The organism is Boseongicola sp. (assembly GCA_014075275.1).
GTDB lineage: Bacteria > Pseudomonadota > Alphaproteobacteria > Rhodobacterales > Rhodobacteraceae.
In genome coordinates, this window is record CP046179.1 from 2,866,695 (window position 1) to 2,891,467 (window position 24,773).

A 24,773-nucleotide genomic window follows, 5' to 3' on the forward strand; every position below is an offset into this window, starting at 1 on the left:
CGGTTGACTTCAAGTTTCGACCAGGCCCATCCAGACGTGATCACCGTCTGTCATATCCAAGGGCCGAAATCCCATCGCCTTCCAGAACGCGATGCCACCAAGATTTGGCTTGTTGGTCTGAATGTGCAGTTTGCGCCTTTCCTCTGAGGTAAGCGTGGACACAAACCGCTGAAACAGCGCACGCCCCACGCCCTGACCCCTTGCTCGCGTAAGAAGGTTCATATGCATATGAGCCGGGTAGTCGGTCACCACCCATTCCGGGATGGGCGGATAGTCGTGAATTTTCTCAAGGCGTCGGCGATCTTCTTCGGTCTGGGCGGAATCGCCGGCATCCGGCTCAGGGCACCTTCGGCGAACCGCAGGCCACCAATCGCGATCCAGCTGTGCCTCAAACCCACGGGTATCAGCTGTGCCCAGCACAAACCCTGCGACGCCGAGTTTATCTTCAACCACGAATGCGCGCTCAGGTTCCAATATCGCATAGGGCGCCGAATAGATCTCGCCAATCAGGTTCGGAAAATTGTGTAAAGACCGGGCATCTTTGCCCGCATCGCCTGTGGCCAGTGAAATTTCGTAGATCGCCTTGATATCGGCATGACCAACTGGTCTAATCTGCATATCAGTCTCCGTTCACGCACAAAAAAACGCGCCCATTTCTGAGCGCGTCTTTTTCTTCTCAAGAGGTCGATCACTCAGCAGGCGTCGCCTTGCCCTTCTTGATCGGTGCCCAGATGCGCTTGTTGGTCAGATACAGCAATACGCTGAGAATAATCAGGAACAATACAGCAATAAAGCCGACTTCCTTGCGAGCATTCTGCTTTGGTTCCGCTGTCCACATCAGGAATGCAGCGACATCCTCGGCTTGCTGCTCGATGGTTGCTGGCGTGCCGTCTTCATACTCCACACCATCTTCAAACAACGGCGGACCCATAGAGATATAGCCACCGGGGAACGTTTCGTTTCCGTAAAGTGTGGCACCGGCTTCGGTCTTTTCCTTGCCGGTGTAATGAGTCAGCAGCGAAACGATGTACTCCGGTCCACCCATGCCCTTGAAGAACTGGTTGATCCCCAGGCCATAAGGCCCATGGAAACCCGCGCGCGCTTTGGCCATCAGGCTAAGGTCCGGCGCATTGTCCAGTGAAGAACCCGGAAAATGATCGGTCGGCTTTGCCGTGCGGAAATCGTCAATCTCAGGATCAAAGACCTCCCAGAACTCGGAGTAAGCCCGCACCTGATCTACCGGCAGATGTGGTCCACCTTTATCACCCAGCGTGCGCAACGGCACATACTGCAACCCGTGACAGGCCGAACAAACTTCGGTGTAAACCTGAAGCCCGCGCTGAAGCTGCATCTGGTCAAAGGTGCCAAACGGTCCCTCGAACGAGAAATCAACATCCTCAACATGGCCACCGGCTCCGGCAGCGTGTGCCACACCACCGGCCACAAGGCCCAGCGCGACGAAAGCGGAAAGTGTGATCTTACGGATCATTGTCATTGTTCCTTTCACTCCGCCGGAGTTGCGTCAGCGTCGCCCGATGCACCATTGGCTTTCGCCTTATGGGCCTCGAAGTCGGCTTCAATGGTTTCAGGCTGCGGCAGCGGTTTCTCGATCACACCCAACAGAGGCAGGATAACCAGGAAATAACCGAACCAATAAGCAGACCCGATCAACGCGAAACTGGCATAGGGTTCTTCTGCGGGTTGGGCGCCCAGCCACATCAGGAAGAAAAAGTCGAACACCAAAATCCAGAACCACCACTTGAACATTGGGCGATACCGACCCGAGCGAACAGCCGATGTATCCAGCCATGGCACCAGTGCCATAATGGCAATCGCACCAAACATTGCCAGAACACCGAAGAACTTCGCATCAATGATGCCGCCGGTGAAGAACGACGCAATCTGCACAACCCAGACTTCGCCGGTGAAGGCGCGCAGGATAGCGTAAAACGGCAGGAAGTACCATTCCGGAACGATGTGCGCCGGTGTCACCAGAGGGTTCGCTTCGATATAGTTATCGGGGTGGCCCAGATAGTTGGGCATAAACCCAACCACGGCAAAGAAGACTGCCAGGATCACAACCAGCGCGAAAACATCCTTGATAACGTAATATGGCCAGAACGGAACAGTGTCCTTCTCGACCTCTTCCTTCGACCCACGCCGAACTTCAACACCTGTCGGGTTGTTGTTGCCCGTTGTGTGGAAGGCCCAGATGTGCACCGCCACAAGACCGACCAGCAGGAAGGGCAGCAGATAGTGCAGGCTGAAGAAACGGTTCAGCGTGGCGTTGTCCACCGCTGGCCCGCCAAGAAGCCAGGTTTGGATCGGCTCGCCAATGAATGGGATCGCACCAAAAAGACCGGTGATAACCGTCGCGCCCCAGAAGCTCATCTGCCCCCAAGGCAGGACATAGCCCATAAAGCCGGTGGCCATCATCACAACAAAGATAAGCACGCCGATAATCCATGTGATCTCGCGCGGTGACTTGTAAGAGCCATAGTAAAGGCCACGGAAGATGTGGGCATAGACTGCAACAAAGAACAGCGACGCGCCATTCATGTGAATATACCGCAGCATATGTCCGCCATTCACGTTGCGCATGATGTGCTCAATCGAAGCAAACGCCATGTCAGCATGTGGTGTATAGTGCATCACCAGCACGATGCCGGTCACAATCTGCAACACAAGGCAGAAGGTCAGGATGATGCCCCAGATCCACATCCAGTTCAGGTTCTTGGGCGTGGGGATCATCAGTGTATCATAAAGCAAACCAACGATAGGCAAGCGGCTGTGCAGCCACTTCTCGGCACCGGTCTTTGGTTCATAGTGGTCGTGTGGAATTCCGGCCATCTTGTTCTCCCTTATCCCAGCACGATGGTTGTGTCGTCGGCGAACACTGCAGCCGGAACCGGAAGGTTCTCGGGCGCAGGGCCTTTGCGAATGCGCCCCGACGTGTCGTAGTGCGACCCGTGGCACGGGCAGAACCAGCCGCCAAACTCGCCAGCATCCCCCAAAGGCACACAGCCAAGGTGGGTGCAGACTCCCATCTGAACCAGCCACTCTCCGCTTTCGTCCAGCGACCGGTTTTCATCAGCAGCATCGGCACTTTCGTCGATGTTGTCGTTACGGGCGACGTTATCCGGCAAAGTGCTCAGATCGACTTCGCGCGCGGCGCTGATTTCATCTTCTGTCCGGCGGCGAATAAAGACCGGCTTACCAAGCCATTTCACCGTCAGCTGCGTGCCAGGTGCGACCCCGCCAACATCAACCCGGATGGACGACAGCGCCTGAACATCCGCCGAAGGGTTCATCTGATGAACCAGCGGCCAGACAGCGGCACCAGCGGCAACCGTTCCGGCCCCGGCGGTAGCATAATAGAGGAAATCCCGGCGGGTGCCTTCGTGATCATCTGCGTGCGACACGAGTTTCTCCATTTCAGTTAGGGGCACTTGGCCCAACACGTCAGAGCCGGATGGGATTCCGGCTCGTTAAAGGCGGTGATAACGGTCTGTTTCAGGACCGTCCAGCGGACAATCCCGCGCACCTCGGACTTTGTGGGCTGAAATTACAGAAATTTGCCCTATGCGCCGACAATCGCATGATCTGGCAAGAGAATCATCGACTAGCCGGCCGGCAATGTTGCCTGCATCGACGGGCGGTCCTCAAAGACGGCAAACCAGGCCGCCAACTCGGGGCAATTGCCGCGCCAGTCCCGGTCGCCCAGACGGAAATCCAGATAGCCCAGCGCACAGGCAACAGCGATCTGCCCCATGGTCAGTGGGCCGTTCAGATGACTGATCCAGCGCCCTTCCAGCGCGTCCACCGCCCGGACTATCTTTTCCCACTGACTTTCGACAATTGCCTCAACCCGCATGCCCTCCGGTCGAAGCCGATATTCATAGACCATTGCCAGCGCCGCTTCCAGAATCCCATCCGCAGTGGCCTCCAACGTCAAAACTTCCCAAAGCCGGGTTTCAGGATAAAGCCCCGCCTAGGAACGATCATCCAGGAACCGGCATATTACCCGGCTGTCATAAAGAGCAGGGCCATCGTCGCGCAGCAACGTCGGGATCTTGCCAATGGGGTTAGCCTTCGTCGGCATCGATCCCGCCACCTGACCAGATGCATGGATATCCTCGACATCATCTCGCTGACCGGTTTCGCGCAGCACAACATCGACCTTCCGGCAAAATGGTGAAGCTGAATTATGAAAAAGCTGCATCTCAAATGTCCTCCCAAATCAATGACCTTCTTCTGTCTCTAAATACTTTGGGGGGACCGGGGGGCAAGCCCCCCGGCGGATCGTTTGCCAGAGGCAAACGAATTGGTCATGAAATGTGGAAGCGCGTAATCAAGAAGTTAATGCTCCCTGAACCCACCGTTCGGGTCCACCGACGCAATACCGACGTAATACCGACACGATACAGACAGGCGTTTTGACGCGAATTTTACGAGATCAGAGCGCAACACCCTGCAAGGACTGACCCACCACATTCGTCAAACGGGCGGTCACCAAAGCCCCCTCAGGCTGGTCACAGTCGAATAAAACTTCGGCGAAGCTCTCGGTACGCCCCATCCGAGAACCTTCAACCAAAACAACAGCTTGAGAACCAACAAGTCCACCCAGGTACTCGGAAACTGCCGCGTCCCCGACGCTTCGCAGCCGCGCCGCACGCTCCTTGATCGTCTTCCCATTCACCTGCGGCATCCGCGCAGCGGGCGTGCCAGGACGCGGCGAATAAGGGAAAACATGGAGCCAGGTCAGCGAACATTCTTCAACTAATTTCAACGAGTTAGCGAACATCACCTCAGTCTCGGTCGGAAACCCGGCAATGATATCAGCGCCAAACGTCATCTCGGGCCGAAGCCGCTTTGCGTCTTCACAGAACCGGATCGCATCGTCACGCAGATGACGCCGCTTCATGCGCTTCAGGATCATGTCGTCACCCGCTTGCAACGACAGATGCAAATGCGGCATCAAACGCGCTTCGGTGGCAATCGCCTCCATTAAGGCTTCATCTACCTCGATGGAATCAATGGAAGAAATCCGCAATCGCGGCAAATCGGGCACCAATTTCAATATGCGCCGCACCAGATCGCCCAGTTTCGGCTCCCCCGGCAAATCCGCACCCCAGGATGTCAGATCAACGCCGGTCAGCACCACCTCATTAAACCCGCGATCCACCAACCGCTTTATCTGATCGACGACAACTCCGGCAGCCACCGATCGCGAGTTGCCGCGACCATAAGGAATAATGCAAAACGTGCAGCGATGATCGCAGCCGTTCTGTACCTGAACATAAGCACGATGGCGGCCAAATCCGTCGATCAGATGCCCGGCGGTTTCGGTAACAGACATTATGTCGTCCACCTGAACCCGCTCGGTTTCACCAATGAAATCAGCGGCTTTGATCCAGGTAGCCGGGGTCATTTTTTCAGTGTTGCCAAGAATCAAATCAACTTCAGGCATCGCTTCGAAACGCTCCGGCTCCGTCTGTGCAGCGCAGCCGGTGACAATCACCCGCGATGTCGGGTTCTCGCGTCGTAGCCGCCGGATTTCCTTCTGCGATTTCCGAACCGCCTCGGCTGTCACCGCGCAAGTATTCACAATCACCGCGTCCGACAGTCCAGCGGCATCCGCCATTTCGCGCATGGCCTCGGATTCATAAGCATTCAAACGACAGCCAAGCGTCGTGAACTGCGGTACTTTCCGGTCCATTAAAACGCGTCCAGAAATTCAGGCGTCAAATAGCCGTCAAATACATGGGCCGTCGGCCCGGTCATCCAGACCCCATCTTCGGCCCAGTCAATCCAGATACGCCCGCCATCCAGGTCAATCGTCACTTTGCGCCCGGTAAGACCGCGCCGCGCCGCCGAAACTCCAACGGCACAAGACGATGATCCGGACGCAAGCGTGACGCCAACGCCACGTTCCCAAACCCGCATACGCAGATGATCCCGGCCAATTACGCTAGCGAACTGCACATTCGTGCGCTCAGGATAAAGCGGGTGATGCTCAAGAACCGCGCCCCGCGCCGCCAGATCGACGGCCTCGACATCGTCCACAAAGAACGTGCAGTGCGGGTTACCCATGCCCGTCGCCACCGGGTCACCATCAATCGGCAAATGCAATGTGTCGGTTTCATGGGCCAGCGGCACCTGATCCCATTCCAGCATCGGCACGCCCATATTCACCCGCGTCAACCCGTCGCCCATGTCTTCACATGGCAGCAGACCACGCACCGTGCGCAAGATTAACCGGTCTTTACCATTGCCGGACATAAGGTGGTGAGCAACACAGCGCGTGGCATTGCCGCAAGCAGCAGATTCCGAACCATCGGCATTATAAAACGTCAGCTTCGCGTCCGCCGTTTCGTCATTCTCAATCAGCGCAAGCTGATCAAACCCAACGCCACGATGCCGGTCACCCAATGCCTGCGCCAGCGCAGCCGAAATCGAGACACCGCTTTCGCGGCCGTCGATGACGACAAAGTCGTTGCCAAGCCCATGCATCTTCATGAAGGGCAGGCCGGTATCTGATGTGTTACGGCTCATGTCGCGCCATATAGCGTGGAATAATTGCCCTTGAAAGGGCGCAGACTTAACGAAGTGTTAACGAAGGATCTCTGTTGCTAGGCGAAGCTCGACCGCGCGTTCGGCGTCCATGATCCAGATGTCATCATACGGGACTTTACTGAAAGCCTTTTGAACGTGCGCAAGGCCATGGTCGCGCCAATATGGTGCTGTCAGCCCCTCGCCAACTTCAGGTTCTGACGAGGCGTGTAGTCCCAAAAACCCAGTTTCTGTGATGCTTCGCTCTTTCCCAGCAATAAATACATCAACGCAAGCCGAAATGCATGAGGAAACTACTAGTGTGTTGATTCCGTTCTTATCGATTAAGTCGCCGATATCTTGACCGGCAAGGAGCAGTCCACCAGGGCTTTGCATAATGAGCAGTCCTGCGACCTCACTGTTTTTGGTCAGCTGCCGAAACCAAAAAGCTGTCTCAGGTGTAATCATTCCATCAAGAATCAATGCTTGACTGCCGTCTTCAAAGGTTTCGATATACAGATTTCCGCCCAAATGCTCGGCTTCAGGGCTAACCATCAATGTACTATCCTGCGCCCCGCATGCAGCAAGACCAAGCGCAACAAGTGCGGCGGCAAGAACACGGATCATGACAGTCCTTTTATTTCAGGGTCCGACGCAGCCTTTCCGGCTGGTCCTTAGGAGTCAAGTTGGCGTTCAACGAATTGAATTTAAATGCGCCTCTGCGTTGTGGTTTTGCCCTTGACGCATCTGTCTCTGGTCGTTACATCCGGCGCCCGAGTGGGCCGTTAGCTCAGTTGGTAGAGCAACTGACTTTTAATCAGTGGGTCGCAGGTTCGAATCCTGCACGGCTCACCACTGAAATATCATAAATTCACTGGATTAGGTGTTTCGTGTCTCGCAAGTCTCGCAATATGCCCTGGGTTGGCTTTCACATAGCATTCACAGTGATCCGAGATTGACGATCGTAAGGATATCTCGCCGCATAGCATCGCAGTCCGGTGAGACAATACCTATGTCTTTTTCCTAGCCCACCAAACGCTAAGGATAACGGCGCTACTATATCCTATGAGGTTCCGACGGAAGGTCGAGATGACCAATGTCAATCTCAGGCGAGATTCTTAGTCGCGGTAGACTGTGACCACGTCGCAATTTTGGCGCAATCGGCAAATACCCCTGCTGCCATCGCCCAGAACTTCCGCAAACTGGTAAGGGTTATTCATGCACCGCAGCAAACACGCAAAGTCTGATCAGAAATGTGCTTGCGCACCCATTCAGACGTCACTTGCCGCGCTAGCAAAAAAGTCGTTTTCTCACAGAATGGGCAGGAAGTGGACCTTCGCTGAAGTCGCAAAGCGAAATCACTAATACGCGGCGGTTTCAACTGATCGCCGCAACACTCTCAGCGAACTTCTCTGCCGGTGTTTGATATTGCAAGGTCTTGCGGGGCCGCTCGTTGAGTTGGCGGGCAATCGCGCTCAGCTTTGCCTGGGAATGGGCCGATAAGTCTGTTCCGCGTGATAGGCAAGGGGTTCCGCCTCTTTCTGCGAGCCAGGTATGTGTAACGAAAGGTTATTCAGGGGTTAAAATGGAGTAACTTTGCACCCACAGTGCATGCAGACAAATGGGCAGCAAGAGGTTTGAATGGCCGAAATATTGGGCAATGCCCACTATACTTACGACCCGATGCCGGAATGGGCGCAGTTACCGACGGATGTCGCACTGGGCGATGTTGCAGGCGTTGCTGTGGACGCCAGGGACCAGGTTTATCTGTTCAATCGTGGGCGCGATCCTGTCGTGGTTCTGAGCCAATCTGGTGACGTGTTGTCGACATGGGGACATGGAGTTTTTTCCAATCCGCACGGAGCATCCATCGGGCCGGACCAATTCATCTATCTGACAGATAATTTCGATCATACTGTTCGGAAATTCACCCTTGATGGGACACTGCTTTTGGAAATTGGGACTGCTGGAATTGGGTCCGGGTCCATGAGCGGCAAGCCTTTTTGTAAGTGCACGCATTCGGCTGTTGCGCCATCGGGCGATATATTTGTGTCTGACGGATACCAAAACGCGTGCATCCACAAATTTGACCCCAATGGCAGGCTATTGAAAAGCTGGGGAACCTGTGGAACCGGGCCGGGAGAGTTCAATCTTCCTCACAACATCTGTTGCGATCCGGATGGATGGATTTATGTTGCGGACCGAGAAAACTCTCGGGTGCAAGTCTTTGATCAATACGGGAACTTTGAAGCCCAGATCAACAACATGCACCGGCCCAGCGGCCTGGCGATCACACCCGGCAGTTGTCCTGATTGCGTCGTCGGTGAGTTGGCGTCGTATTTGGAGGTGAATCAGAATTTCCCCAACTTAGGACCGTTTGTCAGCGTATTTGATCAGCAGAGCAATTTGTTATCGCGGCTTGGGGCGCGGCGTGGGCCTGGCCTTGGCCCGGGGCAATTTCTGTCACCGCATAGTATTGCATTTGACAGTTTGGGGGATCTGTATGTCGGCGACGTTGTTGACGCAGATTGGGAGCAAGTCATGGGCGACGTTGAGAAACCCCGTCAGCCAAGACGGTTTCAAAAATTTAAGCATGTGCAGCCCCAGGTTGATGCGCACGAATTAGCTCCAATGCGGAATTGAGGGCAAAACCAGCTTCGATCTTTTGAACCGCATCAAATTTGGCGCCTGCTGTTCGACAGTTTGGCGTGTCGAAAATCCCTTCTGCTTTTCTAAGCTGCTTAAAGAACTGGATGCTGGTGTCGATATGTTGGTTTGAGAAATTTAGGATTGGTAGCACGCGATCGAATAGTGCACGGGCCGAGGCATGATCCCCGCGTTCATGCATGTTGTAAATTTCGACATAGACTCGCTCTAATCCTGTAGGAATGAACGCGTCCACATCGCGTGCCAGCGCATCCATCAATTGCGACACAGCCCAACCGCCGCAAACGTTCAAGGCCGCGTTGGTGGATTGTTTGACGGCTGAATACTTTGGTCCGGCTCGCTGAGTTTCGATCTTCAGCCAGGAAAAATTTCGAACGTTTTCATAAAGATAAAGGATTTCTTCCAGAGGCAATCCCTCGCCTGACCAATCGAGATCCTGAACCATCAGAATATTAGGCGCGTGGCTTTCTAGTTCCTGAAGAAAGCCCAGATTTCTCTGTCGGTCATGATCGGCAGGCATTTGCACACAAATCCCTGCTGCGCCGACAGAACTGGCAATTTTCGTCAGTTCGATGCTTGCATCAAGATTTGCTGCCGTGACGCTGACGATGAACGGAATTCGTTGGGCGTTGGATTCGGCCACCGTCTCGATAATCGCGGTCTTTTCATCGTGCGACAACGTCGGATACTCGCCAGCGACGGCGAGGCCCAACATACCGCCGCAGCCTGCGTTGATGGTGTGATCAACTAGCCTGCGCAGCGAGCCATGATCCACAGCGTTGTCGGCATCGAAGGGCGTGTTCAGGCTGGGCACAATTCCCTTCATGACAGTTTCGCTCATGCTTCAGCGCAAGACGCTGGTTTCGGTCAATGGCCGCGATGCCGAAAGACAACCGTAGCCCAGCCCTTTGTGGGCGAGCGGATTGGGTCCGCTAAATCTTTCATCCATTGGATCTGCCGATGGCTGAAACCGCGTGTCGCACGATAGTCGGATCAAACCATTTTTCGAATTGTTGTCGAAGGATCCATGGGCGGTAAACATTCCGAAGACCAGACAATCACCCATTTCAAACTCTGCGGTCAGAAACTTGCTGGCTTTGCGCTGGACCAGCTTGATGGGGCTCTCTTGGATATGTCCGGGTCGCGACGGATCGCGATCCACGTCGTGGCCTTCGAACTGTTGGCGAATGTCGGACCATTCGTGCGAGCCTTCCAGGACATATAGAGAACCGTCGCTTAGGCTAATGGGGCAAAGCGGGGTCCAGCACGTCACCAGCCGCTTGGAGCCGCGGTTCATGTAGGGGTGGTCAACATGCAGCGGGCTGGCGCGACCGGCAGCCATGGCGCGCAGCCAAGCGAATGAAAAATGGTTTGCCGGTTCTTGAAAGAGCTGGGACATGGCTTGGATGATGCGGGGTCCGTTTATGACGGATCGCACGGCTTTGCCTTCACTGACGGATCGCCAAAACGACCCTAGTTCCTCGTTCGTCGGATAGACTTGGTGTCTTTTGGACGTGCCGGACGCCAATCCTTTTTCGAAGGGATCTTTGACCTCGCCAACTTCCGACAGCCGTTGAAGCACCTCGCGACGTGCGGCGTCGACTTCTGCTGGATCATGCAGACCACGCAACAAGAGATAGCCCCTTTCGGCAAGATCCCCGTTCAGGTCAGCGTTTCGCAGTTCGCCCAAGTGTTCATCCGGTATGAGTGCGCCGTTGAACGTTAGTTTGTGTTCGGAGATTCGCATCACGACACAGATTCCGTTGATTGAATTGATCCTGAGTCTAACAATACCGCGACTTCAGAGGCAGTTGGGAGGGTTTCATCGGGAATTGGTCGTCGCACTTTCAAAGACGCTGCGGCATTTGCCCATTGAACTGCCTGGGGTTCAGAAAGCTGGTTTGCTAGTGCCAACGTGAAGGCACCGTGCCACACATCACCCGCCCCAAGTGTGTTTTTTGCCTTGGTCGGAAGGGTCGGAATTTCAGTTAAGCTATTCCCGTCATAGCATAATACGGAATTGGCTCCTCGGGTGACCGCGCACCAATTTCCAAGTCGCTTGAAGGCCAATTTCAGGGCCGCTGTGTCGCTTCCCCCGCAATAGTCATTTAGACCCTGCTCCGAGAAAACGACATGGCTGGCGCATTCGAGCAGAATTTCGGCCTTGGCGACCGGCGCCTCGGCGTCAACGATAACCGGTTTGCCTTTTTGCCTGGCTGCATTTGCGATCTGGGCTGCCCCTTCGGGCCACCGCGTGTCGACAAGGGCAGCATCGAATAAAAAACCGTCTGGAAATGTGAATTTCATTGGCGCCAAAATGGGATCCCGGTGGTTGATGATTGTTCTTTCACCATCAGGGGTAATCAGAATAGCGGACCGAGACGTTGAAGCGCCGGAAACCTTGGAAAGAAACTGGTCATCAATCTGGCGAGCGACCATGAGTTTGTGCAGGAACGCCCCTAGTTCATCATCGCCAATGGTACCGACAATACTTACGTCTCCGCCGAGGCTTGCGATTGCTGATGCTGCGTTCAAGGCACCACCGCCCGAAATCATTTGGGACGCCTTTGCCCGGGTCTTCGTGCCTTTTGCGGGATATGCCGCAACATCGTATACCAAATCTGCTGCAATGAGGCCCGCGCAAATGATTCTTGGCACAGTGTCGTATCCTTTCCGGCGCTTACCCAAGCACCAATGTTATTCCTAACATGTCTCGACTATGGTTAACTCTCAACCATTGATATGAACCGCAAATGTAGCGCGGTTTCTGGTGGCTGCGGACGGAGACGAACATCGCACAATTTGGTATCTCAGCGGCATTACTGACGCCGTTTCACGCAGATGGCAGTTTGAACCTGCCGCTGTTTTCTGAACATGCAAAGTCAACGCTGAAAAATGGTGCTGACGGCGTTGCGCTATTCGGGACCACGGGCGAAGGCGCGTCCATTGCATTTGGAGAGCGTTCATTAGCGATTTCTGCCTTGACCGTCGGCGGTGTGTCGAAACAGGCCATCACCCTTGGTTTGTGTGGCTCTGCCATCGGAGATGTTGTTGCGCAAGTCCAACAGGGCATTGACTTTGGCATTACCAAGTTCCTGCTGATGCCGCCGTTTTTCTTCAAAAATCTGGGAAATGACGGGCTTTTTGATTGGCACGAGCGGTTGTTCGCGGCAGCGCATCATCAAGCTAAATTTATCATCTACCATATCCCGCAGGTGACGCATGTTCCGATTTCCGTCGATCTGGTCAAGCGCCTGCAAAGGTCATTTCCTGACCGCATTTTGGCGATCAAGGACAGTGCTGGGCAGTGGGACAATACAAGCAGGCTGTTGGAATGCGGCGAGATACCGGTGTTGGTTGGGGACGAACGTTTGTTACACAGGGCTGCTGCAATGGGTGGTGCGGGGTCCATATGCGGCATGGGGAACCTGTATCCGGGGCGCATGCAGAAATTGTTCGGCACGCACGTCGAGGATAATGCGCTGTCGGCCGAAGTGGATTTAATCGTTTCAGTTCCTGTCATTCCGGCATTGAAGCAGGCGATGCTATCAAAGACCGGAGACGCAAGTTGGAGAAATGTTCGTGCGCCATTGCAGGTTTTAGAGGGTGACGAACTGGCGGCGATCAAGGCGGTCTTTCCCGAAAGGGCCGTTGCCTAGCATCCTTTTCTGAAATTCTGCCATTGGCAGGTCAGCCTAGATAGCCGAACATGCGCGGCAGCCAAAGCACGAGGTCGGGCACAAAGATCAGAACCAGCAATGCAGCAATCAATACCGCGAGGAAAGGGATGACTTCGCGAATAATTTCACCCAGCGGAATGCGTGTTACAGCGTTGATCACGAACAACAAAATGCCGTAGGGCGGCGTGATAAGGCCGATCATGCAGTTCACAACTGCCACAACGCCGAAATGCACCAGGTCAATTCCAAGTTCGCGGCACGACGGCAGGAATAGTGGAATGATCACAAGGATGATCGTGGTGGCGTCCAACACACATCCGAGAAGCAGTATCAGAATATTCACAGCAAGCAGGAACACGATCGGTTCGACGTCGATGCCGACCAGGGCATTAGCCAGCATGCCGGGTATATTCTCTGAAGCGACGACGAAGTTCAGGATCAATGCGCCGCCAATAACAAGGCCAACTGCGGCCGAAGATCGGGCACTTTCTACAAGGATGCGATAGAAAGCGCCGATGCTGAGCGCGCGGTAAAACACCGCCGCCAGGATAAGTGCGTAGAACGCCGCAACTGCGGCAGCCTCGGTTGGCGTTGTGACACCACCGTAGATGCCGTAGAGCAAAATCGCAGGCATCAGAAGTGCAGGAAAGGCATTTACCGTAAGCGCGGGAAGTTCGCGTAAAGGCACCGGATCTTCGGTCAGGAAGCCGCGCCGGTGCGATATGAAATAGTTCATCGCCATCAGCACGAAACCCATGAACAGCCCTGGCACGATGCCGCCCAGAAACAGAAATCCAATCGAAGTGTTTGAGACCAGCGCGTAGAGGACCATGGGTATCGACGGCGGGATGATCGGGCCGATGGTTGCCGATGCGGCAGTGATGGCGGCGGCGTATCCGCGAGTGTAGTGGCCCGATTTTGTCATCATCTCGATGATGATTTTGCCGATGCCCGCAGCATCAGCGACGGCCGAGCCTGACATGCCCGAAAAGATCAGCGAGGCAACGACATTGACGTGGCCCATTCCACCTTTGAAGCGACCGACAAGGCCTATGCAAAAGCGCAGCAACCGGTCCGAAATGGTTCCGGCGTTCATGATGTTTGCAGCGACAATGAACAACGGCACGGCAAGAAGGATGAAACTATTGTAAAGCCCATCCATCAACACTTTGCCGGCGATACCGACACCGGCACCGCTGACTGTAAGGTAAACGAAGGAGGCCAGCAGGATCGCATAGGCGATCGGCGTGCCAATTCCAGCCATCACAAACAATGTGAGAAGGCAAAGACCGAATTCCAGGGTCATTTCTTGATATCCTCGGCCTGCTCACCAGACGTGTTGATCAGCTCATCAAATTGGCTCAATTCGGCTTCGGCACCGTTTCGGATGATATCCCTCGTTCGCCAAGCGTACCGCAGGGCTACGATAATCAGGAATGCGAAGTAGATTGAATAGACGTGACGCACCCGGACCCAATCGCCGAAAACAGTCGATAAAGTCGGTGTCTTTTTCAGACGCAGGATGTAAAACTTTTCCCAAGTTGGCCCAACCGACAATAATAGCCCGACGCAGATGGCAACTGCCGCAATGATTGCGAACCACTTTCGCACCTGAGGGCTGACGCCGGTATAAACGATATCAAAAATCACATGATCGCGCTGGCGAACGATGAAAGAATTTCCCCAGAAAACGATCCAGACCCACATCAATAGGCAGAATTCCAAGGTCCAGCCGTAGCCGTTTGGGTCAAGGAAAGGGATCGCTTCTGCGATCCATTCGGCGCGCGCTGTATAGCGAACAGTAACCTGAAGTATGAAAGTGGCGAACATGGCGGCCATCATCATGGCCGCCACGAATTCTGTTCCACGGATGATCCAGTCGCGTAACGATTTCATCAGATCATCCGTGAGTAAAGTGCAGTTCAGTTGCCGAGGCTATTAATTTTGTCCAGAACGCCCTCTGGCCAATCAGCCGACGCGTCCGTGTTCAAATACATCGACTGAACGTGGCTGCGGAAAGCCGCCATGTCGGGTTCATAGATATCCAGACCTTGCTCGGTCAAGAATGCCCCTAGTTCGGCTTCTTTCTGGAGCTGGATTTGGCGACCACTTTCAGAAGCAGCGTTAGCCGCAGATTGGACAGTGGCTTGCTGTTCGGCAGTTAGACCGTCCCAAACAGATTTCGAAAAGGCCACATAGTTGAGGTCAACCAGATGCGACGTCAGGATGATCTGCTTGGTTACTTCATAGAATTTGGCGTCAACGACTGTTGGCAGTGGGTTGTCCTGTCCGTCGACCGAACCGGTCGAAAGCGCTGTATAGACTTCCGTGAATGCCATCGGGGTTGGGTTGGCGCCAAGGGCTTTGCCCAAGAACTGCCAAGCATCAGTGCCAGGCATCCGCAAGTTCACACCGGCCAGATCGGCAGGCGTCATCACTGTCAGTTCTTCTTTAGACTGGCGCAGGTTCACATGGCGTTGGCCAAGATACATGACGCTCAGAAGTTTGACGCCGAGTTCATCTTCAACTTTCTGCTTAAACGGATCCATCAATGCGTCGTTGAAGACGGCAACCTGGTGGGCTGCGTCCTGATGAACATAGCCAGTCGCGAAAATCGAGAACTCTGGGAAAAACTGAGTCAGTTCCTGTGCGGAGGTGATCGACATTTCCAAATCGCCAGAAGCAATTGCTTCAAGCTCGGAGTTCTGTGCGATCAGCGAGCCGTTATAATGCGGCTCGTATGTCGCGAATTCGGCGACTGCAGGTGCAAAAATTTCTTCCAGAGCGATAGAACGCTGGTCGGTCGCCGAAGCTGGCGTCGACATGCGCAGTTTGACTGCATGGCCATCGGCAAATGCAGGAGCGCTGAGTCCGGCCGTAAGGCTAAGCGCGGCCAGCGACGTGACAGCGACGCGGCGAGTAAATTTAGTGATCATTTTTTCCTCCCATGGATTTGAACATCTTAGCGCGATCATCCCAATAAGTGCGAATTCAAAAATTTTTGCAAGACATTATCTAAAATGTCCGATATTTTGGATAATGACAGAACAAATCATTGACTGCACTTCTGTCATGAATTGAATGATTTGGTCGAAGGATTCTGGCACTACGCTATGGGAAGTTCACTTAATACTGTTGGCGCCTCAATTTACCAACGCATCAAGCGTGACATCATATTTGGGGATTTGGCACCTTCCAAAAAACTTAAGCTGGAAGGGCTGCGAGAGCGCTATTCGGCCAGCATGTCGACGTTGCGCGAGACGTTGAACCGGTTGGCAAGCGAAGGATTCGTCGTTGCGCTGGATCAACGCGGATTTTTCGTCACCGACGTTTCCCGCGAAGATCTGATCGAGATTGCCAGCCTGAGAGTGCTTCTCGAATGCCATGCGTTGCGGCTGTCTGTTGCGAACGGCGATACGGATTGGGAGGGCAATCTTGTTGCGGCGCACCACAAATTGCACCTGAAAGAAGTAAAGCTGCTGGCCGGGGACACGAGCGGCAAGGAAGACTGGAAGCGATATGATTGGGAATTCCATCTGGCTCTGATCGAGGCATGCGGGTCAAAAAACCTGCTTTCGTTACACGCAGTGCTTTATGACAAATACCTGCGATACCAGATGCTGGTCTTACAAAACCGGGGCCAGGACGCAGTCGACGAACACAATGACATGCTTCAGGCTGCCTTAAATCGAGATGTTGATCGGGTAACCGAAACTTTGCAGTTGCACATCGAACGAGGCCTCGAACACACGCTTTCAGCTTTTAATTGATCGGAAGGTTTCCGGAGCTTAGTGGCTTGCGCCAGTTCCGGTTGAAACATTCCGTTCATATTGTCCATGCATCTCCAAAAGAGGACCACACCATGAAGACCTCGATTGCGACTGTGTCCATCTCAGGTGATTTTCCCGAGAAGCTCCGCGCAATTTCGGATGCTAATTTCGATGGCATCGAAATTTTTGAGCAGGACTTCATCGCCTATGACCAGTCCCCGCGTGAAGTGGGGAACATGGTTCGAGATCACGGCCTGGAAGTCATGTTATTTCAACCGTTTCGCGACTTTGAGTGCCTTCCTGAGCCGGATCGTAGCCGCGCCTTTGATCGGGCCGAGCGCAAGTTCGATGTGATGGAGGAACTTGGAACCGACCTGATGTTGATTTGTTCCACCGTGCATCCGAAAGCCTTGGGCGGCATCGATCGAACCGCAGCGGACTTGTGCGAGTTGGGGGAACGCGCGGCACGGCGCGACCTTCGTGTTGGGTATGAGGCATTGGCTTGGGGCACCCATATTAACGATCACCGCGACGCTTGGGAGGCTGTGCGCAGGGCTGATCATGACAACATTGGCATTATCGTCGACAGCTTTCACACATTGGGTCGCAAACTTTCGCCAGAAAGCATCCGGTCAATTCCGGGTAACAAGATTTTCTTCGTTCAATTGGCCGATGCGCCGCTGATCGAAATGGATCTGCTTTACTGGTCGCGCCATCTTCGAAATATGCCCGGTGAAGGTGATTTGGACATTGCGGCGTTCATGCGAGCCGTGGTGGCAACGGGTTATTCCGGGCCGATCTCGCTGGAAATATTCAACGATCAGTTTCGGGGCGGCGATGCGCGAGCAATTGCAAAGGACGGTCACCGTTCGCTGATGGCGCTGATGAACGACGTTGTGCTGGGTGAACCTGCGCCCACATTGAATGTGCCGACAATGCCCAAGCGCGCGGCGGTCTATGGTGTGGAGTTTGTCGAATTCGCGACCAGCATCGAAGAAGCTGGGCATTTAGGATCGTTTTTGACCACGCTCGGATTTCAACAAACCGGCCAACACATCAACAAAGCCGTGTCCTTGTGGAGTCAGGGCGACATTAGGATCGTTCTCAATACCGAACGTCGCGGTTTCGCGCGCACATCCTTTAGAGCGCGCGGAACTTCGGTTTGCGATATTGGGCTGAGGGTCGATGATGCACCGGCAACGATTACGCGCGCGCAAGCATTGGGCGTCGAACCCTTTGCACAATCCACCGGTGAGAACGAATTGGACCTGCCTGCCATCCAAGCTATTGGCGGCGATGTCATGCATTTCGTTGACGAACCATCCGGGCTGTCGCGGGTTTGGGATGTTGAATTTAAGCGTGTGCCTACGGATCAATCGACTGGAGTAAATCTGACGCGTATCGACCATATCGCACAAAGCACGAACTATTCAGACATGCTGACATGGTCGCTGTTTTATACGTCTTTGTTCGATCTTCAGAAGAAACAGGTTGTAGACGTGATCGATCCGGGTGGAATTGTTCGCAGCCAAGTTATCGAGTCGCCGGATGCTGGTGCTGGTCTGCGAGTGACGCTTAATGGAGTCGAGACAGACCGTACCGTGGCCGGGCAGTTCATAGCGGACAAATCCGGTTCTGCGGTTCAGCACATTGCTTTTGAAACTGCGGACATTTTCGAAACGGCATCAAAACTTTCCTTGTTTGGCTTTGAAAGCCTGCCCATGACGCCGAATTATTACGACGATATTGCCGCCCGCTTTTGTCTAAGCGCCGCCGAGCGTTCCAGGATCGAAAAGTTCAACATCCTTTATGACGAGGAAGACGGTCGCCGGTTTTATCAACTTTATAGCCAGCCCCATTCAAGCGGGTTTTTTGTGGAAATCGTTGAGCGTGGACAAGGATATACCGGATATGGCGCCATGAACGCACCATTCAGGACCGCGGCGCTGCGCCGACATCTATCGAAAGAGAACATGTCTCACCAATGAAGCGAATTGCTGTAGTGGGTGCCGGCCTCATTGGCCAGAAGCACATCGAAATCGTAAGGGCCAACGCGGTGCTGGACGCGATCATCGACCCGACTGTCGAAGCCAGAGAGCTTGCTTCTAAGTCGGATACTAAATGGTTCAAAACTGTCGACGACTATCTGAAATTCAATCATCCCGACGGCGCAATAATTGCCACCCCGAACCAATTACATCACAGGCATGGCGCTGCCTTTATTACTGCGGGTATCCCGACACTTATTGAAAAGCCACTGGCTGATTGCTCGGATTCCGCTCTTAAGATTGTGGAGCTGTCACGCGAATCCAATGTGGCGGTGCTGGTCGGCCACCACAGGCGGCACAGTCCATTTGTAAAGGCTGCCAAAACTGCCATCGAGTCCGGCAACATAGGACGTTTGGTAACCGTCAACGCACAGTTTTGGCTGTTGAAGCCCGATGAGTATTTTAACGTCGTGTGGCGCAAGCAAGCTGGGGCAGGACCAACGTTCATCAACCTGATCCACGACATTGATCTGCTCCGTCACTTCTGTGGCGACATAACGGCGGTGCAAGCATCAGAAAGCCATTCTGTACGCGGATACGAAGTAGAAGACACCAGCGCGGTGATATTGGAATTTGATACAGGTGTCCTTGGAACAGTCTCAATCTCTGACACTGTTGTTGCTCCCTGGAGCTGGGAGCTTACGGCGGGGGAAAACCCAGCATATCCAAAAACAGAAATGTCTTGTTACATGTTGGGAGGCACCAAAGGGTCACTTTCTGTCCCAGACCTCAGCCTGTGGCAGCATCCCGGAAAACAAAGTTGGTGGTCTCCAATCGAAGTGACAAAGCCGTCAGTCAAATCTGCAGATCCGGTCAAAGAGCAATTCTTGCACTTTCTCGATGTCATAGAAAACAACGTCCAGCCCTTAGTTTCCGCCGAGGAGGGTTTTAGAAACCTCCAAGTCTTAGACGCAATAAAGAAGGCAGCTAGGCATGGCCGAAAACAAAGGATTTGCGACAAGCCTTTTTAGCGTCCGAGGGACTCCAAAGGAGATCAGGCGCCTGCCTTGCTATCGCTAGCAGATTGAATCAATTAGCGACGGCAAAGCTCAGTTTAGATTTCGTCCACACCAGCCAATCTAGTTTTCGAAATGCTGCAAACGGCACGAAAACCCCGTTCCGGTAAGTGGATGGATTTCAGTGATCCGCAATGATCGTTGGCTCGGGTCCTTGCCGACAAAACCAATGGCAGTTCTTCACGGATTTTGGAAATTGGTGCTGATCAGCCCCGCCTAAGTGGTTCAATTTGAATGTTAGTACATGATCGGCCTTGGTTCCATCGGGATGATGGATTCGGGGGCCGGTGGGCGGTAGCCCATGTCTGACTTCAGCGCTTATGGTCCAGTTTAGTGCTATTTGATAAGGGAGGGTTTGTTGCTCATCGTAACCACCAAGGAGTGGAGATGAGACAGACATCCGGACGAAAGAGCCACGGCGAGAAGATCGTTAAAGACATCCGCCGCGCTACCCGCAAGCAGTATTCTGCCGAAGAGAAGATCAGGATCGTGCTGGACGGCTTGAAGGGCGAGGATAGTATTGCCGAGCTGTGCCGTCGCGAAGGTATCGCCCAAAGCCTGTATTACAGTTGGTCCAAGGAGTTCCTTGAGGCTGGGAAGAAACGACTGGCCGGTGATACGGCCCGTGCCGCGTCGACGACTGAAGTGAAAGACCTGCGCCGTGAAGCCCGAGAGCTGAAGGAGGTCGTTGCCGAGCAAACCCTTGAACTACGCTTGCTCAAAAAAAGCATGCTCGGGGATGGGGGCGACTAAGAATGAGATATCCTGCATCTGAGAAGATCGAGATTATCCGGCTCGTTGAACGGTCGCACCTGCCGGCCAAACGGACGCTGGACAAGCTGGGCATCCCCAAGACCACGTTCTATCGCTGGTGCGACCGGTATGAGTCCGGTGGCCCCGAGGCATTGGAGGACCGCAGCCCCAAGCCGTCGCGAGTTTGGAACCGCATCCCCGACAAAGTGCGCCAGCGGATCGTCAATCTGGCGCTGAACGAGAGCGAACTATCGCCCCGCGAGTTGGCCGTAAGATTCACCGATGTGGAAAGGTATTTTGTGTCAGAGTCTTCGGTGTATCGCGTCCTCAAAGAACACGATCTGATCACCAGCCCCGCCTATGTCGTTCTGAAAGCAGCCGATGAGTTCAGGGACAAGACGACGGCGTCCAACCAGCTTTGGCAGACTGACTTCACCTATCTCAAGGTCATCGGTTGGGGCTGGTTCTACCTCAGCATGATCCTGGACGACTACAGCAGCTACATCATTGCCTGGAAGCTCTGCACGACGATGAAGACGACAGATGTAACCGACACGCTGGACCTGGCGCTCGAAGCCTCGGATTGCGATCAGGCTACAGTGCTACACAAGCCGCGGTTGCTCAGCGATAATGGCTCAAGTTACGTCTCTGGCGAGTTGGCCGGCAGGCTGGAAGATCGGCAAATGGATCACGTCCGAGGTGCGCCGTATCACCCGCAGACCCAGGGCAAGATAGAGCGTTGGCATCAGACCTTGAAGAACCGCATCTTGCTGGAAAACTATTACTTGCCAGGTGACCTCACGCAGCAGATCGACGCCTTCGTCGACCACTACAACCATCAGCGATATCACGAGAGCCTGCAGTGTCCGTCGTCAGGGTTTTGGGAACCAAGAGTTGCTTAAACAAGTAAAGAGTTTGGCTCGTCTGGTTGATGTTATTATGCGGCGCGCTGTCTGTGATGCAAGCGCCGCGCTTCGAGCGTCTTTCGTTTGATCCTTTCCCGTTGTCTTAGAATGGCTTTGTCACGCCCGAAGTAGACGTCGGCGGGTGTGACGTTGTTCAGGCTCTCCTGGCAGTTGAGTAACTTCCTCTACTGTTCATTACGCTCACCGAAAGAACTGCCGTATGCTAAAGAACGTCATTTTTGATTTCGGAAATGTCCTTGTACGTTGGGAGCCATATAATGCTCTGTCCGATTTTTTTCCAAGCAAGTCAGATATGTTAGCAAAATTCGAGGAGATTGAGTTTTTTGCATGGAACACAGAGCAGGATCGTGGCCGAAGCTGGGCCGAGGGTTTCATGTGGGTCGCCGACAACCACCCCAATGACGCTGACATATTTGATGCATACTATGCGAAATTGCAGGATGCCCACCGAGACCCGGTAGAAGGTATGCCAAACCTCGTCAACGAACTCATCAACAGCGGCGTCAACGTTCTTGGCCTGACAAACGCTGCTGAAGAAAGTTTTCAGGCTGCAAGAACAACAGTTCCGCAAGTTGACCGAATGACCGATGTGCTGGTGTCAGCGCGTGAAGGGCTGATCAAACCAAGCCCAGAGATATTCGAGCTATGCATCTCGAGAAACGAACTTACCGCTTCAGAGACGCTCTTTGTCGATGACAACAAGGGCAATTGTGAAGGAGCGATGGCCGTTGGTTTGAAGGCACACCATTTTCAAAATGCGTCGACTTTAACGGCTCAACTGATCAAGGAAGGTTTACTCACTTTGGCATAGGCACTGATTTATGAACGCTCACTTCGAGTTCGGTGTGAACGTTATTATCGCTTGCCGGTTATCGACAAATAGTTGAGCTATCCGGCGTGCACAGCCCCGCTTTTCAGCGGTTCCGGCAGCGTGCGGCGAAATAGCAGTTCAGTTCTGCGCCTCGCAACGACATCGCATGGCTGCTTCCGTAAAGTAAACGGCATCGTAGCGAAAAGCGTTCCGCGTTGACGACTATTTGCTGCGTCAGCGAAGAGTGAAAAAGGAATGTCGGTTTTGTCCAGCGACCTACGAGTTCGACCAAGGCGCAGCGAAAGATCAGTTTGAAATTGCCGTGCAATGCTCAAGTTGAATGGCTGGTTTGGTGAAGTCGGCTGCACCGCCGAAAGATCGCTGCTGCACCTGCGAACGGATGCTGCACCAGCGAAAACCGCAGCAGCAAAAGGCGGCTCCGTCCCGCTTAGCCGACCTCTGAGCACTCGAAATGCGGCAATATCAATGAACGTCGGCTTTCGGAATGCTGGAGCACGCCGTTATGATCTTTGTTCAATGGCCGGTTTGGGCCGATCGCTTTACGGCGAAACGTCGCGACCGTCTTCCACTGAGCATCTTTCTGGAATCCTCCTCTAAGAAGAATTGCCTTTTCTCGCCCTAGGCCCATCAATTGTTGCATGGGTTGAATCTCACGGGCTCCTTTCATACGTCATCGGTCCGGCATCGAAGGCGCCGCATCGGCGAAACGAAACCTTGCATCACAAGGGGTGAGAGAACCCGCGAAAGATTAACATGGCACACGCTGACCTTCCCAAGTTCCCGACGCGACCCGGGTATATGACCGAAAAGATCCAACGGGATTACATCCAATCTGCAGTGGCCAAGGATTTATTGCCGGCTGAAGCTCACCGCATGGCGGAAATACTGTCGCTGACAGCACCAAGTGAAGTGTCAAAGCCGATCCAGTTCTGGCAATTGTACTCTGTGCTTGGTCAGGGCTCTATCGTGGCGCTCGTCCAGAGCTTCTATCAGCGCGTCTTTACACAAGATGACTGGTTCAAGTCCGTTTTCGAGCGTGTCGGTGGCATCAATCATCACATCAACACACAAGCATCGATGTGGATCGATGTAATGGGCGGCGGACCCTACTACCATGGCGCGGAATACCGGCTGAACATTCATCACACGCACAACGCGATGCAACTGATGAACGAAAAAGGAGCGGAACTGTGGTCCAATCTGATGCTGGAGACGCTGGAAACCTCATCGCACCTATCAGAGGCTGACCCGCGCATTCGGGCAAGTATCAACACGTTTCTGTCATACTTCATGGGCAAATACGCCGACGAATTTACGTTTGAGAACCGCAGCTTTTTCGGTGAAACAAACCCGCCATACAAACGAAAGATCAATTTCATGAAGATGACGAAACAGGCAATCGAGGCGCTTAGCGAAACTGAACTTTCCGATGCACTATCAGAGCGTGGGGTTGATGTTACTAAGTACCAGAGCAAAGCAGCCAAGGTGAACAAAGCGCTTATGCTGTAGCCATCAGCGCCTACTGTCCGCAAGTCCTCACAAATAAGTGCTGACAAACTTCTTGTGCCTATACCCGCTGTTGCTTCAGGCTATCCCTACTTAAAACAACGCAGGGAGTGATGAAGATGTTACGGACTATATCTATTGCGGCGTTATGCGCAGCCCTTGCCTTGCCTGCTTTTGCGCAAGACACGACCCGAAAGTTCCACCACGTGGCAGGCGATGTGTATTTGTTCCAGAACAATTTTCACATGTCACTGATCGTTTCGACAGCCGAAGGCACGGTGCGCATCGATCCGATCAATTCGGAGGCAGGAAATTGGTTGAACGACAATCTTTCTGAAGTTGCAGAGATGCCAGTGACCCATTTGATCTATTCCCATAGTCATGGCGACCACGCGTCTGGCGGCAACGCGCACCCGGACGCCGTGACGATTGCCCATGAAGACGCTCCAGACGCCATTGACGGGGTGGTGCCCGACATGCGCGTGAGTGACACCCATGTCATGGAAATTGGCGGCAAGACTTTCGAGATGACAAATCTTGGCAGTGGGCATGACAACCATATGCTTGTAACCGTGGTCCGCCCCGAGAATGTGGCTTTCATCGTTGATGTAGCGGCGCCAAAACGCCTTCCATTCCGAAATTTTGGGGGAGCAAATATTGACGATTGGATTGCCCAAATTGAAACGGCGTTGACGATCGACTTCGAAATATTCGCGCCTGGGCATGGCAGTGTGGGCACCAAGGCTGATCTTGAGGATGCGCTTGGATAATATATGACCGGCCTGCGCGCTGCGGTGCTGGCCGGCCTGAAAGACGACAAATCGATCGAGCAGTTGAAAGCCGATGTGACAATGGACGCCTATTCAGATTGGGGCCAATACGATGCCTGGCGCGAGCTTAATATCGAAGGGATGGTCGGATATCTGGAAAGTGCGGGTCTGGTCGACTAGACAAATGATATTTCGCGGCGCTTTATAACCTCGTTCAGAGCTTCTACATCGATCGACATTGCGGTCATTGGCA

General features: G+C 53.7%; 22 protein-coding genes, 1 tRNA gene and 2 pseudogenes. 11 read left to right on the forward strand and 14 right to left on the reverse strand.

The features are described 5' to 3' along the window. Nucleotides 1-9: 9 nt before the first annotated feature. The 8 genes and pseudogenes from GKR98_14420 to GKR98_14455 form a co-directional block, all read right to left on the reverse strand. On the reverse strand, nucleotides 10-618 hold the full coding sequence (locus tag GKR98_14420) for a GNAT family N-acetyltransferase (protein QMU59276.1): 609 nt from the start codon (nucleotides 616-618) through the stop codon (nucleotides 10-12). A 70-nt stretch (nucleotides 619-688) separates the two neighbouring features. Beyond that, nucleotides 689-1,489 (reverse strand): cytochrome c1, encoded by an 801-nt coding sequence (locus GKR98_14425; protein ID QMU59277.1) that lies wholly within the window; start codon nucleotides 1,487-1,489, stop codon nucleotides 689-691. 14 nt (nucleotides 1,490-1,503) lie between these two features. Then, nucleotides 1,504-2,850 (reverse strand): cytochrome b, encoded by a 1,347-nt coding sequence (locus GKR98_14430; protein QMU59278.1) that lies wholly within the window; start codon nucleotides 2,848-2,850, stop codon nucleotides 1,504-1,506. Between the two features lie 11 nt (nucleotides 2,851-2,861). Next, the gene (gene petA, locus GKR98_14435; protein ID QMU59279.1) at nucleotides 2,862-3,422 is read right to left on the reverse strand and encodes a ubiquinol-cytochrome c reductase iron-sulfur subunit; all 561 of its coding nucleotides are present in this window, start codon (nucleotides 3,420-3,422) and stop codon (nucleotides 2,862-2,864) included. Between the two features lie 200 nt (nucleotides 3,423-3,622). Continuing rightward, nucleotides 3,623-4,222, reverse strand: a pseudogene (locus tag GKR98_14440) (glutathione S-transferase). Between the two features lie 234 nt (nucleotides 4,223-4,456). After that, complete coding sequence (mtaB, locus tag GKR98_14445; GenBank protein ID QMU59280.1) at nucleotides 4,457-5,719, reverse strand: tRNA (N(6)-L-threonylcarbamoyladenosine(37)-C(2))-methylthiotransferase MtaB; 1,263 nt, start codon at nucleotides 5,717-5,719, stop codon at nucleotides 4,457-4,459. Next, a complete protein-coding gene (locus tag GKR98_14450; protein QMU59281.1) occupies nucleotides 5,719-6,555 on the reverse strand; it encodes a diaminopimelate epimerase in 837 nt (278 codons plus the stop codon). Before GKR98_14450 ends, mtaB begins: the two co-directional genes overlap by 1 nt. Nucleotides 6,556-6,612: 57 nt before the next feature. Beyond that, nucleotides 6,613-7,179, reverse strand: coding sequence for a hypothetical protein (locus GKR98_14455; protein ID QMU59282.1), 567 nt, complete (start codon nucleotides 7,177-7,179; stop codon nucleotides 6,613-6,615). A 152-nt stretch (nucleotides 7,180-7,331) separates the two neighbouring features. On the opposite strand from GKR98_14455, the gene GKR98_14460 reads away from it, so the two are divergent. Further along, nucleotides 7,332-7,407: transfer RNA gene (locus GKR98_14460), tRNA-Lys, on the forward strand. 786 nt (nucleotides 7,408-8,193) lie between these two features. Then, nucleotides 8,194-9,195, forward strand: coding sequence for a hypothetical protein (locus GKR98_14465; protein ID QMU59283.1), 1,002 nt, complete (start codon nucleotides 8,194-8,196; stop codon nucleotides 9,193-9,195). Here the strand turns inward: GKR98_14465 and GKR98_14470 are convergent. From GKR98_14470 to GKR98_14480, 3 genes are read right to left on the reverse strand one after another with little or no spacing between them, the layout of a single operon-like run. After that, a complete protein-coding gene (locus GKR98_14470) occupies nucleotides 9,140-10,060 on the reverse strand; it encodes a dihydrodipicolinate synthase family protein (protein ID QMU59284.1) in 921 nt (306 codons plus the stop codon). The genes GKR98_14465 and GKR98_14470 overlap by 56 nt on opposite strands. 3 nt (nucleotides 10,061-10,063) lie before the next feature. Further along, nucleotides 10,064-10,969, reverse strand: coding sequence for a hypothetical protein (locus GKR98_14475; GenBank protein ID QMU59285.1), 906 nt, complete (start codon nucleotides 10,967-10,969; stop codon nucleotides 10,064-10,066). Beyond that, nucleotides 10,966-11,907: a sugar kinase gene (locus GKR98_14480; GenBank protein QMU59286.1), complete on the reverse strand. Its 942-nt coding sequence runs from the start codon at nucleotides 11,905-11,907 to the stop codon at nucleotides 10,966-10,968. The genes GKR98_14475 and GKR98_14480 overlap by 4 nt, the downstream gene beginning before the upstream one ends. An 86-nt stretch (nucleotides 11,908-11,993) precedes the next feature. Here GKR98_14480 and GKR98_14485 point away from each other — a divergent pair, with 86 nt between their 5' ends. Then, the gene (locus tag GKR98_14485) at nucleotides 11,994-12,878 is read left to right on the forward strand and encodes a dihydrodipicolinate synthase family protein (GenBank protein QMU59287.1); all 885 of its coding nucleotides are present in this window, start codon (nucleotides 11,994-11,996) and stop codon (nucleotides 12,876-12,878) included. 31 nt (nucleotides 12,879-12,909) lie between these two features. Here the strand turns inward: GKR98_14485 and GKR98_14490 are convergent, their stop codons facing one another. The 3 genes from GKR98_14490 to GKR98_14500 are packed head-to-tail and all read right to left on the reverse strand — an operon-like array spanning nucleotide 12,910 to nucleotide 15,835. Continuing rightward, nucleotides 12,910-14,205 carry a TRAP transporter large permease subunit gene (locus tag GKR98_14490; GenBank protein ID QMU59288.1) on the reverse strand — a complete coding sequence of 432 codons (1,296 nt, stop codon included), beginning with the start codon at nucleotides 14,203-14,205 and terminating at the stop codon, nucleotides 12,910-12,912. Beyond that, the gene (locus tag GKR98_14495; GenBank protein QMU59289.1) at nucleotides 14,202-14,795 is read right to left on the reverse strand and encodes a TRAP transporter small permease subunit; all 594 of its coding nucleotides are present in this window, start codon (nucleotides 14,793-14,795) and stop codon (nucleotides 14,202-14,204) included. Before GKR98_14495 ends, GKR98_14490 begins: the two co-directional genes overlap by 4 nt. A gap of 26 nt (nucleotides 14,796-14,821) precedes the next feature. Next, nucleotides 14,822-15,835, reverse strand: coding sequence for a C4-dicarboxylate ABC transporter (locus GKR98_14500; protein QMU59290.1), 1,014 nt, complete (start codon nucleotides 15,833-15,835; stop codon nucleotides 14,822-14,824). A gap of 177 nt (nucleotides 15,836-16,012) precedes the next feature. Between GKR98_14500 and GKR98_14505 the strand changes: the two genes are divergently transcribed. The 8 genes and pseudogenes from GKR98_14505 to GKR98_14540 all read left to right on the forward strand — a co-directional run bounded on the left by GKR98_14505 (nucleotide 16,013) and on the right by GKR98_14540 (nucleotide 24,700). After that, on the forward strand, nucleotides 16,013-16,669 hold the full coding sequence (locus GKR98_14505; protein QMU59291.1) for an FCD domain-containing protein: 657 nt from the start codon (nucleotides 16,013-16,015) through the stop codon (nucleotides 16,667-16,669). A gap of 92 nt (nucleotides 16,670-16,761) precedes the next feature. Then, entirely contained in the window at nucleotides 16,762-18,657 is a 1,896-nt protein-coding gene (locus tag GKR98_14510) for a TIM barrel protein (protein ID QMU59292.1), read from the forward strand. Then, entirely contained in the window at nucleotides 18,654-19,688 is a 1,035-nt protein-coding gene (locus GKR98_14515; GenBank protein ID QMU59293.1) for a gfo/Idh/MocA family oxidoreductase, read from the forward strand. Before GKR98_14510 ends, GKR98_14515 begins: the two co-directional genes overlap by 4 nt. A 432-nt stretch (nucleotides 19,689-20,120) precedes the next feature. Next, nucleotides 20,121-21,346: pseudogene (locus tag GKR98_14520) on the forward strand (IS3 family transposase). 265 nt (nucleotides 21,347-21,611) lie between these two features. Further along, complete coding sequence (locus GKR98_14525) at nucleotides 21,612-22,223, forward strand: HAD-IA family hydrolase (protein ID QMU59294.1); 612 nt, start codon at nucleotides 21,612-21,614, stop codon at nucleotides 22,221-22,223. Nucleotides 22,224-22,997: 774 nt separating this feature from the next. After that, complete coding sequence (locus GKR98_14530) at nucleotides 22,998-23,753, forward strand: hypothetical protein (GenBank protein ID QMU59295.1); 756 nt, start codon at nucleotides 22,998-23,000, stop codon at nucleotides 23,751-23,753. Between the two features lie 116 nt (nucleotides 23,754-23,869). After that, entirely contained in the window at nucleotides 23,870-24,520 is a 651-nt protein-coding gene (locus GKR98_14535; protein ID QMU59296.1) for a hypothetical protein, read from the forward strand. 3 nt (nucleotides 24,521-24,523) lie between these two features. Then, nucleotides 24,524-24,700 carry a hypothetical protein gene (locus GKR98_14540; GenBank protein QMU59297.1) on the forward strand — a complete coding sequence of 59 codons (177 nt, stop codon included), beginning with the start codon at nucleotides 24,524-24,526 and terminating at the stop codon, nucleotides 24,698-24,700. Nucleotides 24,701-24,773: the final 73 nt, after the last annotated feature.

Coding starts and splice junctions, on each gene's coding strand:
- GKR98_14420 (QMU59276.1), bottom strand. CDS start 618: ATGCAGATTAGACCAGTTGGTCATGCCGATATCAAGGCGATCTACGAA.
- GKR98_14425 (QMU59277.1), bottom strand. CDS start 1,489: ATGATCCGTAAGATCACACTTTCCGCTTTCGTCGCGCTGGGCCTTGTG.
- GKR98_14430 (QMU59278.1), bottom strand. CDS start 2,850: ATGGCCGGAATTCCACACGACCACTATGAACCAAAGACCGGTGCCGAG.
- mtaB (QMU59280.1), bottom strand. CDS start 5,719: ATGGACCGGAAAGTACCGCAGTTCACGACGCTTGGCTGTCGTTTGAAT.
- GKR98_14450 (QMU59281.1), bottom strand. CDS start 6,555: ATGAGCCGTAACACATCAGATACCGGCCTGCCCTTCATGAAGATGCAT.
- GKR98_14455 (QMU59282.1), bottom strand. CDS start 7,179: ATGATCCGTGTTCTTGCCGCCGCACTTGTTGCGCTTGGTCTTGCTGCA.
- GKR98_14465 (QMU59283.1), top strand. CDS start 8,194: ATGGCCGAAATATTGGGCAATGCCCACTATACTTACGACCCGATGCCG.
- GKR98_14470 (QMU59284.1), bottom strand. CDS start 10,060: ATGAGCGAAACTGTCATGAAGGGAATTGTGCCCAGCCTGAACACGCCC.
- GKR98_14490 (QMU59288.1), bottom strand. CDS start 14,205: ATGACCCTGGAATTCGGTCTTTGCCTTCTCACATTGTTTGTGATGGCT.
- GKR98_14495 (QMU59289.1), bottom strand. CDS start 14,795: ATGAAATCGTTACGCGACTGGATCATCCGTGGAACAGAATTCGTGGCG.
- GKR98_14500 (QMU59290.1), bottom strand. CDS start 15,835: ATGATCACTAAATTTACTCGCCGCGTCGCTGTCACGTCGCTGGCCGCG.
- GKR98_14505 (QMU59291.1), top strand. CDS start 16,013: ATGGGAAGTTCACTTAATACTGTTGGCGCCTCAATTTACCAACGCATC.
- GKR98_14510 (QMU59292.1), top strand. CDS start 16,762: ATGAAGACCTCGATTGCGACTGTGTCCATCTCAGGTGATTTTCCCGAG.
- GKR98_14515 (QMU59293.1), top strand. CDS start 18,654: ATGAAGCGAATTGCTGTAGTGGGTGCCGGCCTCATTGGCCAGAAGCAC.
- GKR98_14525 (QMU59294.1), top strand. CDS start 21,612: ATGCTAAAGAACGTCATTTTTGATTTCGGAAATGTCCTTGTACGTTGG.
- GKR98_14530 (QMU59295.1), top strand. CDS start 22,998: ATGGCACACGCTGACCTTCCCAAGTTCCCGACGCGACCCGGGTATATG.
- GKR98_14535 (QMU59296.1), top strand. CDS start 23,870: ATGTTACGGACTATATCTATTGCGGCGTTATGCGCAGCCCTTGCCTTG.
- GKR98_14540 (QMU59297.1), top strand. CDS start 24,524: ATGACCGGCCTGCGCGCTGCGGTGCTGGCCGGCCTGAAAGACGACAAA.